The organism is Bariatricus sp. HCP28S3_D3 (genome assembly GCF_052065755.1).
Classification (GTDB): domain Bacteria; phylum Bacillota; class Clostridia; order Lachnospirales; family Lachnospiraceae; genus Allocoprococcus.
Genome location: NZ_JBQHTK010000033.1, coordinates 16,034 through 31,377 on the forward strand (window position 1 = coordinate 16,034; position 15,344 = coordinate 31,377).

13 protein-coding genes are annotated in these 15,344 nt (G+C 44.3%); 1 reads left to right on the forward strand and 12 read right to left on the reverse strand.

What is annotated here, in order from left to right:
* Nucleotides 1-6: 6 nt before the first annotated feature.
* From ACTNB3_RS14955 to ACTNB3_RS14965, 3 genes are read right to left on the reverse strand one after another with little or no spacing between them, the layout of a single operon-like run.
* A complete protein-coding gene (locus ACTNB3_RS14955) occupies nt 7-1,725 on the reverse strand; it encodes an ABC transporter ATP-binding protein (protein ID WP_441026636.1) in 1,719 nt (572 codons plus the stop codon).
* Complete coding sequence (locus ACTNB3_RS14960) at nt 1,725-3,452, reverse strand: ABC transporter ATP-binding protein (RefSeq protein WP_441026638.1); 1,728 nt, start codon at nt 3,450-3,452, stop codon at nt 1,725-1,727. Before ACTNB3_RS14960 ends, ACTNB3_RS14955 begins: the two co-directional genes overlap by 1 nt.
* 38 nt (nt 3,453-3,490) lie before the next feature.
* A complete protein-coding gene (locus tag ACTNB3_RS14965) occupies nt 3,491-3,982 on the reverse strand; it encodes a hypothetical protein (protein WP_441026640.1) in 492 nt (163 codons plus the stop codon).
* A 408-nt stretch (nt 3,983-4,390) separates the two neighbouring features.
* Between ACTNB3_RS14965 and ACTNB3_RS14970 the strand changes: the two genes are divergently transcribed.
* Nucleotides 4,391-5,101: a transposase gene (locus tag ACTNB3_RS14970; RefSeq protein WP_441026642.1), complete on the forward strand. Its 711-nt coding sequence runs from the start codon at nt 4,391-4,393 to the stop codon at nt 5,099-5,101.
* A gap of 188 nt (nt 5,102-5,289) precedes the next feature.
* Here the strand turns inward: ACTNB3_RS14970 and ACTNB3_RS14975 are convergent, their stop codons facing one another.
* From ACTNB3_RS14975 to ACTNB3_RS15015, 9 genes are all read right to left on the reverse strand, one after another.
* Complete coding sequence (locus tag ACTNB3_RS14975; protein WP_441026644.1) at nt 5,290-6,984, reverse strand: AAA family ATPase; 1,695 nt, start codon at nt 6,982-6,984, stop codon at nt 5,290-5,292.
* 155 nt (nt 6,985-7,139) lie between these two features.
* The gene (locus tag ACTNB3_RS14980) at nt 7,140-7,790 is read right to left on the reverse strand and encodes a thiamine diphosphokinase (RefSeq protein ID WP_441026646.1); all 651 of its coding nucleotides are present in this window, start codon (nt 7,788-7,790) and stop codon (nt 7,140-7,142) included.
* Complete coding sequence (gene rpe, locus ACTNB3_RS14985; protein ID WP_441026648.1) at nt 7,783-8,445, reverse strand: ribulose-phosphate 3-epimerase; 663 nt, start codon at nt 8,443-8,445, stop codon at nt 7,783-7,785. The genes ACTNB3_RS14980 and rpe overlap by 8 nt, the downstream gene beginning before the upstream one ends.
* Nucleotides 8,446-8,447: 2 nt before the next feature.
* The gene (gene rsgA / locus ACTNB3_RS14990; protein WP_441026650.1) at nt 8,448-9,335 is read right to left on the reverse strand and encodes a ribosome small subunit-dependent GTPase A; all 888 of its coding nucleotides are present in this window, start codon (nt 9,333-9,335) and stop codon (nt 8,448-8,450) included.
* Between the two features lie 33 nt (nt 9,336-9,368).
* The gene (pknB, locus tag ACTNB3_RS14995; protein WP_441026652.1) at nt 9,369-11,432 is read right to left on the reverse strand and encodes a Stk1 family PASTA domain-containing Ser/Thr kinase; all 2,064 of its coding nucleotides are present in this window, start codon (nt 11,430-11,432) and stop codon (nt 9,369-9,371) included.
* Nucleotides 11,426-12,169 (reverse strand): Stp1/IreP family PP2C-type Ser/Thr phosphatase, encoded by a 744-nt coding sequence (locus ACTNB3_RS15000; RefSeq protein ID WP_427808262.1) that lies wholly within the window; start codon nt 12,167-12,169, stop codon nt 11,426-11,428. The genes pknB and ACTNB3_RS15000 overlap by 7 nt, the downstream gene beginning before the upstream one ends.
* Before the next feature lie 2 nt (nt 12,170-12,171).
* Nucleotides 12,172-13,215 carry a 23S rRNA (adenine(2503)-C(2))-methyltransferase RlmN gene (gene rlmN / locus ACTNB3_RS15005; RefSeq protein WP_441026656.1) on the reverse strand — a complete coding sequence of 348 codons (1,044 nt, stop codon included), beginning with the start codon at nt 13,213-13,215 and terminating at the stop codon, nt 12,172-12,174.
* A gap of 10 nt (nt 13,216-13,225) precedes the next feature.
* A complete protein-coding gene (rsmB, locus tag ACTNB3_RS15010) occupies nt 13,226-14,533 on the reverse strand; it encodes a 16S rRNA (cytosine(967)-C(5))-methyltransferase RsmB (RefSeq protein ID WP_427808260.1) in 1,308 nt (435 codons plus the stop codon).
* Complete coding sequence (locus ACTNB3_RS15015; RefSeq protein WP_441026654.1) at nt 14,526-15,245, reverse strand: zinc metallopeptidase; 720 nt, start codon at nt 15,243-15,245, stop codon at nt 14,526-14,528. Before ACTNB3_RS15015 ends, rsmB begins: the two co-directional genes overlap by 8 nt.
* Between the last annotated feature and the right edge of the window lie 99 nt (nt 15,246-15,344).

Sequence of the window (15,344 nt, forward strand, 5' to 3'; positions counted from 1 at the left end):
CTTTCTTTAAGATACTTTTTGGGACTGTAGATATTCCTGATAAGTCCTGCTGGTCTTTTGTAATTCCTCATGGGTTCCACAGGCTTCCAGTCTGCCATGATGCATAACAATCAGATAATCTGCCTCTGCGATTTCCCGCATATCATGTGCAATAAAGACGACCGTATGACCTTTCATCTTCTGTCTGATGCCATGATAGATCTTCATGTACGTGTCATGATCCAGACTTGCTCCTGCCTCATCCAGTATCAGGTAATCAGGCTGCATAATAAGGGTCCTTGCAATTGCCAGTCTCTGTCTCTGTCCGCCGGACAGCCGGTTGCCGGCTTCTCCAAGCATAGTATCATATCCGTTCGGAAGAGATTCAACAAACGAATCCACTCTGGCCTCTTCGGCTGCTTTTCTCAGCTTTTCTTCTGATACCGGACGGTCCGTTCCATAAAGAATATTATCGCGGATCGTCCCGGAAAGCAACGGATTACTCTGAAGGACATAGCCAAATCTTTTATGCACATCCTGAAGTTTTGTCTCGCCAATCAGGTTTTCTCCCACCCTGATTTCTCCGGAATCCGGCTGATAGAAGCCCTGCATCAGTTTCATGATCGTAGATTTTCCGGAACCGTTGTCACCTACTACTGCAGTCATCTTTCCGCCCGGTATCCGTACTGAAAAATCATGAAGAATTTCCGTTCCATCCTGATACCCGAAATTCACATTTTTAAACACAATATCCTGATTCTGAGATTCGATCCAGGCTTTTCCTTTTTGCGCATCTTCCTCATCCAGATCAAGAATTTCACTGACATGAGTAAGCGCACCTTTCGATCCCATCACATTTTGCCACACCGTCAGGAGTTCTGCCAAATACATGTTTACCTGTGTCATATATGTACTGAACATATTGATTCCCGTCGCCTCCATTTTCCCTGCACGAATCAGGCGCGAACCTCCCACCGCCATTACGATTGTCGTAAGCAGGGAATAAATAGAATGTGCAAGAGTCTGAATCTGTGACATGAAAGCGTAATACACATCCGCCCTATATCGGGAATCAATTGCCGCAAATCCACTTTCCAACTCTTTTTCTTCCATTACCTGAGCCTTAACATATTTTCCCGCAGACAAATGTTCTGAGAAAAATGTTGTCATCTGATTAAGCGAAGCATACCGCTTTTTCATGATTGTATACTGTAGCTTTCCTACAAGAATGAATACCGCAACTGCGACAGGTATACAAAGCAAAAGGTATACAGAAAGCGGTGCATTATACTGATACAGAATCATACATGCACGAGCAAACCCAAAGAGTGACGCCGCTCCCGAGAAAACACCTCCGATCACCATTGTTGCCTGGGTTACATCGTTTGTAACAGCCGATACCAGCGAAGACGGCTGCTCTTTTTCAAATACTTCCATCGGAAGATGCAGGATTTTCCTCCATAGTGCAGACCTCACCCTCAAAATTACTCGCTGATCGGCATACGCCATCACCAGCGGCCGCAAAAATCCCAGCAGTGCATTAAAAAGCATCATAAATACATAACTTAGAATGACAGAATTGTACAGTTCCCCTTTATTAACACGAACCAGATACTGGGATACTCTCATTCCGGCCTCCGCGTAGACAATTCCGACTCCAAATGTAACCAGATAGAGCCACCATGGAATAGAAAATCTTCTATAGAAATTCAGAAAAAACTGTAATACATTTTTCTCTTTTTTCATTAGTCCTGTCCCTCACTTCCTATCAGTTCTCGGAAATATGCATTTTCCACATACACTTTTTCCGGTTCTCCCTGACAGACAATCCTGCCATTTTGCATGACTACTATGTAATCGGCCTTCTGCACAGTCTGTCTGTCATGTGCAACCATAAGGGTCGTTTTACCTTTCATGTGATATTTCACACTCTTCCAAACCTGATCTTTCCCCCGAATATCCATAGCTGCAGTTGCCTCATCCATGAACAGATAGTCCGATTGCTTTAATAGTGCTCGTGCAAAAGCGAGCCGCTGCTTCTGACCCCCGGACAGCTTCTCACCGTTCTCTCCGACATCCATCATAAATCCTTCCGGCTGCTCCCGGATAAAGTCCATGATACAGGCATCCTCACAAACACGTTCCAGCTCTTCATCAGCCACTTCTCTTTTTACTCCAAACAAGATATTATCACGGATCGTTCCCGCGAAAAGTGTGCTTTCCTGCGTCACATAGGAAATCGCATTCCGGAAACTTTTCAGAGAATACTTTGAAATGTCCTCGCCGCCGAATGAAATCATACCTCCCTGAACCGGATACAGACGTTCTACCATATTCAGGAGTGTAGTCTTCCCACTTCCGGAGGGACCAATCAGAGCCGTCACACGCCCTGCCGGAATTTTCAGGTTCAATTTTTCAAAAATCGGCTTTTCTTCATAAGAGAAGTCTATGTCCTTTAATTCAATTTCACCATGAAGGCATCCTGCCTCTTCCCCGGTTTCAATATCTTCTTCTATCTCCTCCATGATCTGAGCTACTCTTTTGGTTGCTCCCTGAGATCCTTTAAATGATGTCCAATATCCGCAGTATGCCGTAAGCAGGTTGACGATATTCATGGCAAATCCATAATAAGCAATCCATTGCGCCAGACTTAATGCCCCGGATGCATAAAAGTTTCGGCCTACCATTACGATAACGATAAACTGCATAGCCCCTACCAGTGCATACATTGGAGTTGCAAGTCCAAGCCATGAATCCAGAATCGTACTCTTATACAATCCCACCATCTTCTTCTGACCTGTCTGAAATTCCTGCTCTTCTTTTCCATAAGATTTTACCAGAAGGAGATTGTTGGTTCTTTCCGCGATCGTCTGTGTCAGTTCTGCATTTTTTTCGTTCACAAGATCCAACACGCCGAATCTCATTTTCCCCATGACGAATGCAATAATAAAATTCAAAGGCAGAACTGCAATCAGCGCAATCATCAGCTTCTGGTCATAGGAACCGATTTTCTTTAATGTAATTATCAGGCTATATGCCGAAGTCAGGATTGCCACAAATACCTGCATGATAAGTTGACTGATCGTAGTGATATCGGTCGTAATACGTGAAATCATCTCTTTCGGTGTATTTCTTTCGTAATATCCGAGTGGAAGCTTGACAATCTTTCTCCAGATCATTCTCCTGACATTCCTGTCAATTCGGGCCACACAAAGGTTACTCATGATCCCGCTGATTGAACCGATCATCTGAGATATTAACGTAAATATCAAAAATGGGAAAACCACGGTACCGAAATTCACATTTCCCGCAAACAACTCAGCTGTGTATTCCGTCACACTGATCCCCACATTTGCCAGCAGTGCTGTTATGGCAATATATGCAATAATCCAAAGATAAGGAAGCCCTGCCTTCTGCAGCATCCGGAAGAAACGTCCCATACTGCCTTTGTCTTTTCCAAAAACCCGTTCCATAATGTCCCCCTGACTTTTCTCTTTAAGTAAATTCTGCTTTATTCATTTTCAAGTGCTTCAAATGCGTCAACGACATCCTGCTTTTTCTCATAATCCTCTGAAAACGCAAGTGCATAAGCGCCATTTTTTGCTTCTGTCTGAAGGATCGCCGCACCTCCTCCAAGAACAATCGTTCCCTGATTCGCTCCCATGGACTGGTAAGTCTCATACATCTCCGTCTGATTCTCCTGATCCCACCAGAACAGCCAGAGTCCATCATAATCATACGCCTTGTCTGCCACCTGTGTCTCGGTAAACTGTCCGCCCGTGTTATCCTGGAGATATCCGCTGGTCTCATTAATATTTACCGGTTCACAGTCTTCAGAAATAAAGCCCTCCTGCTCAAAATAACTTACCATGTCTTCGTAGGAAGAAGTAGAAGCGTTCACTTCAATTTTCTCTTCCTTTGCTGAGCATCCTGTCACCAGACCACACACGGTTACTGCCGCAATTACGGCTGCTGCTGTTTTTTTCATTGTTTTCTTCATCATTTTGTTCTCCTTGTTGTATACTATTTTACAATTACGTTACCTTATTTTTACAGCATTACCAGCATTTTCACAAGTAGGGCATCGTATTCTGTCCTTAAATGCGTCTGGATTGTCCGGGGATTGTCTGGGGACGTTTCTTTTGCCACGAGCAGCGCCCTTTGGCAGTCGCTTTTTCCAATTTTCTCTCAGTTTTTCAACACGCCACACAATTTGTATGTAAATATTGCACTAAAAAAGAGATATTTATATTTTGCTATTTACTTTTCTTCAAAAAACTATATTATAAAATTATCGAAAACACTTAATTCACGAAACATCCATTCTTTTCATTTTACATTTTTATCAACACTCCTAATTTTCACCTGTTTTTTGTTTCAAATAATCATATATCAGCTTGGAGGGATATTATTGGCAAGACATGCACGTAAAAAATCATCAACTCAGACTTATCATGTAGTAATCAAAGGAGCCGACAGACAACTACTTTTCGAAGAATCCAAAGATTATATAAAATATCTGGATATATTAGAATTCTATAAAGATCAATTAAAATTTGAGATTTATGCTTACTGTTTGATGTCAAATCATGTTCACCTGCTCCTTCGCCACCCAAATACTGTTTCACTTGAATCCATATTTCGTCACATAAACACAACTTATGCCTGCTGGTTCAATGCCAAGTATGACCGTACCGGTTTTGTTCAGGATGGTCGCTATTATAGTGAACCTGTTGATTCGGATAACGCTCTGCTGACTATAGTCCGCTATATTCATTATAATCCCTCCAAAGCCGGACTGGAAAACTTCCCAGGATCCGGTTATCAATGGAGCAGTTTTAACGACTATACCAGAAAGACAGCCGGATTGACCGACACAGCCTTGGTTCTCAGATTACTGGATACACCGGAACAATTCCTGGCGATGCATAGAATTGCTCCGTCCAATGACTGTCTGGACATACACAAATTCAGAAAGCGGATACCTGACGATGTGGCAAAAGATATTATTCAACAAATCTGTTCCTGCGACTCTGCAACGGATTTTCAGAAACTTTCAACATTAGAAAGAAACAAAATATTGTTTTATTACACAAAAGAGGCATCTCGATTCGGCAGATAAACCGCCTTACCGGGACACCTCGAGGTGTAATTGAACGAATTATTTCCCATCAACAGTCCTTTGGTTCGCTGTTCTTCGCACTGTCCGCATAATATTTCTAAAATTAACTTCTATCAAAAAGATCAGTCGTGTAAATGCTATCACAGAAATACGAAAAACTCAATATTTAGCTATTTACTTTTTCTTCTTTAGCCAATCAATACTTTTTTTCCTTCAAATGCGAATCCATATTTTCTGATCCGTTCTGCCGGGATTCCTCTTGCCACAAGATCTACTTCATACTGTTTTTCTTCAATCTGGGCAAGCGCAGATGCCACCGTATCTTCTAATGTATCCTCATCATCCGGATCATGAACCTTGAATTCCATAATGATGGTATCATCCTTTTGAGGATTCTTCGCCGCAAGCACAACATCATATCTTCCAAAACCGCTCTCCCGATTTGACGTGATCACATATCTGCTTTGCAGATCTACAATCAAGCCCAGAACAAAGCCGTGGTAAAACCGTTCCGGTTCCTCCCCGGAAGGACGTTTTCCGGTGTCAAAATAGCTGAAAACATTGAGTGCAATCCGGTTCATGTATCTATTCATAACTTTTTTATTTCCTAATAAAAGTGCCTTAATGAAATCATTATAATCCCCTTCGACATCCATAAACCAATCCCGTATCATATTTTGGAACATCAGCCTTACTTCCCGGTTCGTAAGTGCCAGTGTATACTTCGGGTTCGTTCCGTCCGGGACTTCTATAATACTTTCGAAACGCAAAACTTTCAAATATCCGCTTGCCAGTAAAAGGCTCCAAATCGCTCTTTCGTTTCCCCGAAGCTGATTATATACAATCTGTTCATCAATCGGAGACTCTATTACACCTCCGTCCAGCAAAATCTCAAACTGTTCTTTAATTCTTCGGTCTCCCTCCCGGAGAAGCTTGCCCACCAGACTGTTTGAGCTGGTGTTCGCCCAGTACGTCCGATAATCCTTCTTGTCGAGAAAATTCAAGATGGACCAAGGATTATAAATATCTTTCTGTTTACCAAAAATAAATCCATCGTACCACCTTTTCACTTCTTTTTTTTCTCCGGAAAGCTCACATTCTTCCAGGGCATCAAATACTTCTTCTTCTGTAAATCCAAAAGAAGTGGCATATTTATTTGATGTTGTAGTCACAACCTCCAAATTATTTAAATCTGAAAAAATCGACTCCTTACTGACTCTGGTGATTCCGGTCATAATCGCTCTGTCCAGCCATGGATTTGTTTTAAATGTAGAATTAAAAAGACTTCTGGTAAATACGACCAATTCATCCCAATATCCACCTACATAAGCTTCCTGCATCGGAGTATCATACTCATCCAGCAGAATAATCACTTTCTTGCCATAATAGCGACTCAAATATTTTGAAAGATTATGAAGCGCCAACGTCGCCTCCACATCTCCCATATCCGGAGAAATCCTATGGAAGAACTCACGGTCCGACGCTTCCATAACATCACTCTTCATAAGAAATGTATAGTCCGCATAAAGGTCCGTCAGTATCTGACAGATTTTCCTTCTGGTTATCTCATAGTTCTTTTCTTTAATGTTGGCAAATGAAAGACTGATTACCGGATACGTTCCCTGAATCTCTCTGTATTCTTTCTCTTTCCAGATGGAGAGTCCTTCGAACAGATCTCCACGATTTGCATAATCCAGTGAGAAAAACTGCTCCACCATACTCATGTTTAACGTCTTTCCAAAACGGCGAGGTCTGGTGATCAGTGTTACACTATCACCACTGTCCCACCATTCCTTGATAAAGGACGTCTTATCTACATAAAAGTATTTTTTTTCAATAATCTCACTAAAGCTCTGTATTCCGATGGCTACGTTTCTTCCCATAAAATCACGTCACCTCCAAAAAAACCGTTACACTAAGTATAAACTTAGTATAACGGATTAATCATTAAAAATCTAGGAATTTATTCAGCTGCAAATTCCTCAAATTCTCTTCCGGGCGCCAAAGGGTGTCGGGCGTGACAAATGCCCCGTCTCCTCTAATCCTTCGTCTCCATCACAACCAGAAGTCCTGACGGGAAATCAATCTCCACCATCTCATCGACGAACTGATTACTTACCGTCAGACTGTCACACGGCTTTAATGCGTGATGACTAAGCGGCCATTTTGTTCCTCTTAAATTCAGGTCAAACACTTCCCCTGAGAGTGTAAATATCGACAGATATTTTCCGTATGCTTCTGATTTTTTCAGGACACACGGTTTATCGATTACCCGTATTTTATTTTTTTCGTCCAGTATGTATGCTTCTACTCCTGCCTGGCAGGCAACATACAGTGTCTGGACATTGGCCCAGAGGTGATCGATCCTTCCGCCGGTCGCTCCGAGTATGATGATTTCTTTGCTTCCCAGTGTGATTCCGAACCGGATGGCGATTTCTGTGTCGGACGCGTCTTTGATCGGGTTATATTCCCGTACCGGCACATGTGTTTCTTCTTTGTAGTATTTGATGACTTCCGGATCGATGCTGTCGAAATCTCCTACAATATACTGCGGCATGATCTGATTGTGATATAAATACTCTACACCTCTGTCCACACCGATTATGCAGGCTCCCTCGTTTTCGCCAAGTATCTTTTCTACGAACCCCTCGTCCAGTGCTCCCCCTGTGATAATCACGGTTTTACTCATAGCTTCTTAAACTCTCCATAAATTCCCTTGTATTTGCAGCCGCGTCACCTTTAAATACTGCAGAACCGGCCACCAGAACATTGGCTCCTGCATCAAGGATTTCGCGGACATTGCCCAGATGAACACCGCCATCCACCTGAATGTCGGTTTCTGTTCCTTTTTCTTCCAGCATGTTTCTCAGTCTCCGAACTTTATCAAGAGTCTCCGGAATCAGTTTCTGCCCTCCGAAGCCCGGATGAACGGTCATGACAAGAAACATATCCACTTCCCCGATGAACTCCTCCAGCACCGTCTCGGGTGTCTCCGGGCAAATGGAAATTCCTGTCTTTACCCCCAGTTCGCGTATTTTTGCGAGTGTTGCTCTCACATCTTTACATGCCTCATAATGAATGGTGATGATATCTGCCCCTGACTTTACAAATTCTTCCACATATCGGATCGGTTCTGTGATCATAAGATGTACATCCAGGACCTGTCCGGTCACTTTTCTGACAGATTTGAGGACCGGCATTCCAAAAGAAATACTCGGCACAAAGACTCCGTCCATCACATCAAAGTGCAGATATTTCGCTCCTTCACTCTCTGTTTTTTGAATCTCATTTCCAAGGACAGCAAAATCTGCTGACAAAATGGAAGGTGATAATACATATTCCATTCTTAATATCTCCTTTTCTCCTTTTGTTCCAGCTCACGGTACATCTCTAGATAATCGTCGTACCTTGTCCGGTGAATCTTCCCTTCTTCCAGCGCATTCTTGACCATACACCCCGGCTCGCTCACATGATTACATCCGAGGAATCTGCATGTCCCTTCATATTCCCTGAATTCCGGAAAATACGATTTCAGTTCTTCTTTTTCAAAATCATTGGTATACAGCGAAGAAAAACCCGGTGTATCCATGATATATGAATCTTCATCCACAGGAATCAGTTCGGAATGGCGTGTCGTATGTTTCCCGCGCTCAATCTTCCGGCTGATGCTCCCTGTCTCCATGTTGATGTTCTCCTGCAGGCAATTGATCAAGGAAGATTTACCCACCCCCGAAGGTCCGGCCACAGCCGTTATCTTCCCTTTCAACACCGCTTTGATTTCCTGAATATTTTCTTCTTTATAAGCACTCGTAAAGATAACCCGGTATCCGCATGATTCATAAGTTGCCTTTAATTCTGCTATTTCCTCTTCTCCTGCAAGATCCTGCTTGTTAAAGCAGATCACGACGGACATCTCCTGTCGTTCCATCATTACCAGAAACCGATCCAGAAGATTGAAGTGCGGTTTCGGCTTTGTCACTGCAAACACAACCAGTGCCTGATCAATGTTCGCAACCGCAGGCCGAATCAGTTCACTCTTTCTCGGAAGTATTTTCGTGATATTTCCGGTTCCTTCTTCTTTGTCAAGGACTTCATATTCTACCAGATCTCCCACCAGTGGTTTTATTTTCTCTTTACGGAAAATCCCCTTCGCCTTGCATTCATAAACAGCGAATTCTACTACGTCATAAACGTAGTAGAATCCTGCAATTCCTTTTATAATTCTTCCCTGCATAAAACAGTTCCTTCTATCATTTTCTTTAGCTTCCTACTGCTGAGTCTCATCGCCGCTGCCTTCATCGGGGTTTCCACCGCTTCCGTCACTTACATACAGTTTGACCGTAGAACCGATATCAACAGAGGTTCCTTCTCCCGGCTCTACCGAGATAACGGTTCCGGAAGGTTGATCACTGGTCTGTGTCACTTCCTCATAGAAAAGTCCTCTTGCCGAAAGTGCACTGATTGCATCGGCCAGACCTTTACCGGTTACAGACGGAACCTTCACCTGATCAGCCGGTTTCTTCCCTTTGCTGACCACATAGCTTACCGATGTACCGGAGCTCACCTTACTTCCCGGTGTCACGGACTGGGAAATGATGAGGCCTGCTTCATACTTGTCACTGTACTGCTCACTGCTGCCACCATCTTCAAGACCTGCACTTGCAAGCAGTTTCTGTGCCTCAGATACGGTCTTGCCCCTCAGGTCCGGAACATCCTTCTTCTGGGCGCCCTTGCTGACGATCAGTGTGATCTTGGTATCAACCGTCACTTTCTCTCCTGCTGCCGGATTCGTTCCGATCACCACACCATTTTCCCACTTATCGCTGTATTCAGAATCCACAGTAAAATCTGTGAAGCCTTGCGCCTTCAGCGTCTTCTTCGCCGCATCTTCATCCATTCCCTCGACGCTCTCAATCGTAACTTCCTTCTCTCCGGAACTGATCACGACCTCGATCACGGTCTTCTTTGCAACCTTTTCGCCGGCTTCAATACTCTGCCGGATCACTGTATTCTCCGGATATTTATCCGAATTCTCCTTACTCACTACTTCCATCACGAGATTATGCTTACTGCACATCTCATCAGCCACTTCTTTATTCTCGCCAACCAGCTTTGGAACCTCAATATTCTTACTATCCGTTTCCACTGCTTCTGTTCCCGGTCCGAATTTAAATACACCGGCCGCTTTGCCGATCACGAAGATCAGAATGAAAACAATGATCACAGCGACTACGATCGTGAGGATCTTCATCATCTTATTCATTCTTGGATTGACATCATTGCTCCTGCTGCCCTTCCGGCTTCTGTATTTCTCTTCTTCCTCGTCATCGTACCCATCATCATCATAATCATCACCGTACGATTCGTCTTCTTCGCCGTATTCGTCATCGTAGGACTCTTCATCATACTCGTCATAGCCACGTCCGTTCCGGATACGCCCCATCTCTTCCTGGGAGATCATGACGGTGTTGCCGTCATCATAGGCCTGCCCCATATCCACAAACCTGCCGTCCGGATCCACCAGCGCCCGCTTCAGATCCTGAATCAGAAGACTGATATTCTGATATCTTCTCTCCGGGCTCTTCTGCGTACATTTTAAAATAATTTTCTCAAGAGCAGGCGAAACACTTGGCACAATCTCAGAAGGAGGCGTCATCGTTTCCTGAAGATGCTTCATGGCCACCGCCACGGTAGAATCCCCGTCAAACGGGACTTTTCCGGTTGCCATCTCATACATCGTAATACCGACTGAATATATGTCGCTCTTCGCATCACAGAAGCCGCCACGTGCCTGTTCCGGTGAAACATAATGTACCGATCCCATCGCACTGGAAGTGACGGTATGAGAAGATACTGCCTTTGCAATACCAAAATCAGTTACTTTTACCTTTCCTTCTTTGGAAATAATGATATTCTGCGGTTTGATATCCCGATGAATGATCTCATGCTTGTGTGCCGCTTCAATTCCGGTACACATCTGGATCGAAATACTGAGAACCTCTTTGTTGGACAGCCTTCCTTTTTTCTGTATATATTCTTTTAATGTAATTCCTTCCACCAGCTCCATTACCATATAGTAAAGTCCCCGGTCTTCACCCACATCATAAACATTGACAATATTCGGATTCTGAAGTCCTGCCGCAGCCTGAGCTTCCGAGCGGAATTTCCTGACAAAATTCTCGTCTTCTCTATACTCTTTCTTTAATACCTTGATTGCTACATACCGGTTCAGCATGCAATCGCGTCCCTTGTAAACATCCGCCATACCACCTGCACCGATCTTGCTCAGCACTTCATAACGGTTGCTCAGGAAAATACCATCTTTTACCATATACTCACCTCATTAGAAAATGGCTGTGCCAAAACGACACCGATATTGTCCTTTCCCCCATTTTCATTGGCACGGTCTATTAAAGTGCGACCTGCCTCAACAATATCTCTTGCCCCCTTAATAATTGCAAAAATCTCTTCATCATCCACCATATTGCATAGTCCATCGGTACACATAAGAATCGTGTCTCCCTTTTTCAGGCTGAATTCAAAGAAATCCGCCTCCACGTTCTCCTTCACACCAATTGCTCTTGTGATGATGTTCTTATCCGGATGGTTCCTTGCCTCTTCTTCATTAATCCCGCCAAGTCTTACCATCTCTTCAACCAGAGAATGATCTCTGGATAACTGTCTGATATCTTTGTTGATCAAATACAGACGGCTGTCACCAACGTTAACAAAGTAAAGTGTATGATCGATCACCGTCGCCACAACGAGCGTAGTTCCCATACCTTCCAGTTTGATATCCTTGCCCGCCGCTTCAATCAACTTGTGATTCGCTGTCTGTACAGCATCAAGCAACACTTCCTCCGGTCCTTCTTTTAATGTATGCTTCAGTTCCTCCTCCAGAACCTCCACCGTATATTTGGAAGCAAAATCTCCCGCTTTATGTCCACCCATTCCGTCTGCCACAACCAGAAGATTCGGCAGTACTCCAAGCGGCTCATCAGTAGCAAACACATAATCCTGATTAATTTCGCGTTTTCTTCCCACGTCTGTCATGGAAAATATCTTCATAATCATACTCCTCGCATTGTCTTACGTCTCAACTGTCCACATGCCCCGTCTATATCAGAGCCCATTTCTCTTCTTATAGTAACATTTATCCCGCTTTTTTCAAGCTTATTTTTAAATTTCGCGGCACTTTTTTTATCCGGTTTCTCGTAATTTCGCTCCTTGATCGGATTCACCGGAATCAGATTCAAATGGCAGTTTCTATCCTTCAAAATCCGGATCAGTTCGCCTGCGTCTTCTTCCGTATCATTAACTCCGTGAACCAGGCTGTATTCAAATGTGATCCTTCGCCCGGTTTTCCGAAAATAATCGTCACATGCCCTCAGTACTTCTTCCAAATCATATTTATTTGCCACCGGCATCAGACTTTTCCTCTTTTCCTGCGTAGAGCCGTGCAGGGAAAGAGCCAGTGTGATCTGAAGTTTCTCATCCGCGAGCCGGTAAATATTCGGCACAATTCCGCAAGTTGAAGCAGTGATATTTCTTTGACTGATATTTAATCCATGTTCATCACTAATCATATAAATAAACTTCAGGAAATTGTCATAATTATCCAGCGGTTCTCCCGTTCCCATGATGACAATATTGGAAACTCTCTCCCCGCTGATCTTCTGAATCTGGTAAATCTGGCGCAGCATTTCCGAAGGTGTCAGATTCCTCTCCAGGCCATCCAGCGTAGACGCGCAGAAACGGCATCCCATACGGCATCCCACCTGTGACGAAATACAGACAGAATTCCCGTGCTTATATTTCATCAGCACGCTCTCCACCATGTTGCCATCCTGCAGGCAGAAAAGGAACTTGTTTGTCCCATCGATTTTCGAGATCTGTCGCCGCACCATCTCCACTTTTCGGATCTCATAATTCTGATCCAGCTTTTCTCTGAGTGAAAGCGATAAATTCGTCATCTCATCAAAGCGATCTGCAAGCTTTTTGTGAAGCCACTCGTAAATCTGACCGGCGCGAAACGGTTTTTCCCCAATCTCTTTCATCTCATTTTTCAATTCATCCAGCGTGAACGAAGCAATATCCTTTTTTGATTGTAGCATTTCTTCCATTCTACTGTCCTCCCGCCCTGCGTTTCAGCACGGCAATATAGAATCCGTCCGTTTCTCTGGACGGGAAAATCTGCTTTTCATTTTCCAACGAATATTCCGGAAAACATTCCAGAAACCATCTCGTATTTTCTTCATTTTCTGACCGCCAGATCGTGCAGGTACTGTAGACCAGCGTCCCTCCCGGCTTCACATAATCATGAACCGCAGCCAGAATTTCTCTCTGCAACTCTGCGAGCTCCTTCTCCTGTTCCGGTGTCATCTTATACTTCAGATCTGTTTTCTTTCCGAGAACTCCGAGACCGGAACACGGCAGATCAGCGATCAGGACATCCGCTTTCAGTGCCGATGCAGCATCGTACACCGTTGCATCCTGCTGAATAGCTTCAACATTTTCAAATCCCATACGGCAGATATTTTCCCGGATCAGTTCCACCTTATTCTCCGTCAGATCCCGCGCCTCCACGTGTCCGCTTCCTTCCAGAAGCTGTGCTGCATGAAGGGCTTTCCCTCCGGGAGCCGCACACACATCGATCACGTAATCACCATTCTTGATCCCGGCACTTTCTGCCACCAGGATCGAAGCAGCATCCTGCACCTGAAATGCTCCGTTTCGAAAGCTCTCGAGCGCTCCGAGATAATCATATCCGGAAATCAAGAGTGCAGAGGCGACCTGTGAATGTTCTTCCACTGTCACCCCTTCTTCTTCCAACTTCTTTTTCAGTTCCGCTCGTGACATTCTGTTTTCATTCACCCGGATCGTTGTCGGACGTTCCAGATAGAAACTCTGCAGAATCTGCTCGGTCTGTTCCTTTCCATAATCAGCCAGCCACTGTTCCACGATCCATAGCGGCATCGAATATTTTATCGAAAAGTATTCCGCTGTGTTATTCTCATCTGGATATGAAATTTTCTCCAGATTTCTCGCAATGTTGCGAAGCACGCCATTTACAAATCCCTTCAAGCTCTTGAATCCCTTTTTTACCGCCAGGTTGACCGCTTCATTGCACGCCGCACTTGTAGGCACCTGATCCATATATTCCATCTGGTAAACCGCACACCTTAAAAGATTACGGATAACCGGTTTCATCTTATCAGTTTTAACTTTTGAAAACTGATTGATAATATAATCCAGTTCTATCCTTCTCTCCGTCGTCCCCTCACACAATCTGGTGAGGAAGGCACGTTCCTGTTTTCCCAGATACTGATACTTTTCCAGCACCTGTCTAAGCGCGATATGACTCTTTTCGCCGCGTTCTATCTCCAGCAGAACCGCCAGCGCAAGCTCTCTTTCACTGATTTCTTTAGTCATCGTTTCTTCGTCCTCTCGTAAGGATCAATAAACGCAGAAGCTGCAGGATCGCAGATGCTGCGCTTGCCACATAAGTGAGCGCCGCTGCGCGAAGTACCGATCTTGCCTTACCTGCCTCATCCGGATACAACATCCCTGTCCCTTCCAGAATATTCATTGCTCTTCTGGAAGCATTGATTTCAACCGGAAGCGTAACGATCTGGAACAGTACAGCCGCTGAGAACAGCAGTATTCCGATATTGATCAGAAAAGCCGCCATATCCCCGCGCATAAACAGGCCGACAATGATCAGAGGCCATGAAATACTGGATCCGAAATTTGCCACCGGCACCAACGCCCCCCGGATACTCAAAGGTGCATAATGGGTCGCGTGCTGAATGGCATGTCCGCATTCATGGGCAGCTACCCCTAAAGCTGCAACCGATGTGGAACCATACGTAGAATCAGAAAGTCTGAGTACCTTATTGGACGGATCATAGTGATCGGTCAATTTTCCTGAAACTCGTTCCACACGGACGTCGTAAATCCCAGACTGTCTAAGAATCTGTTGGGCAGCCATTGCCCCGGTGATCCCCGCATGGTTCCTTACGCGGCTGAATTTTGCATAAGTCGAATTCACTTTCGCAGAAGCGGCCATACAAAGAACCACTCCGATCAAAACAAGTACATAGGTTGAATCAAAATACATTGGATAATACACACTAATCTCCATTCCGCCGCCTTTGGCTGGCGGCACAAATAGTAATGAAAGTGTTCCAACTCTCTACGTTGTGCTGTAAAATAGTTTGCAAGAAGCTACACTACAAAGCAC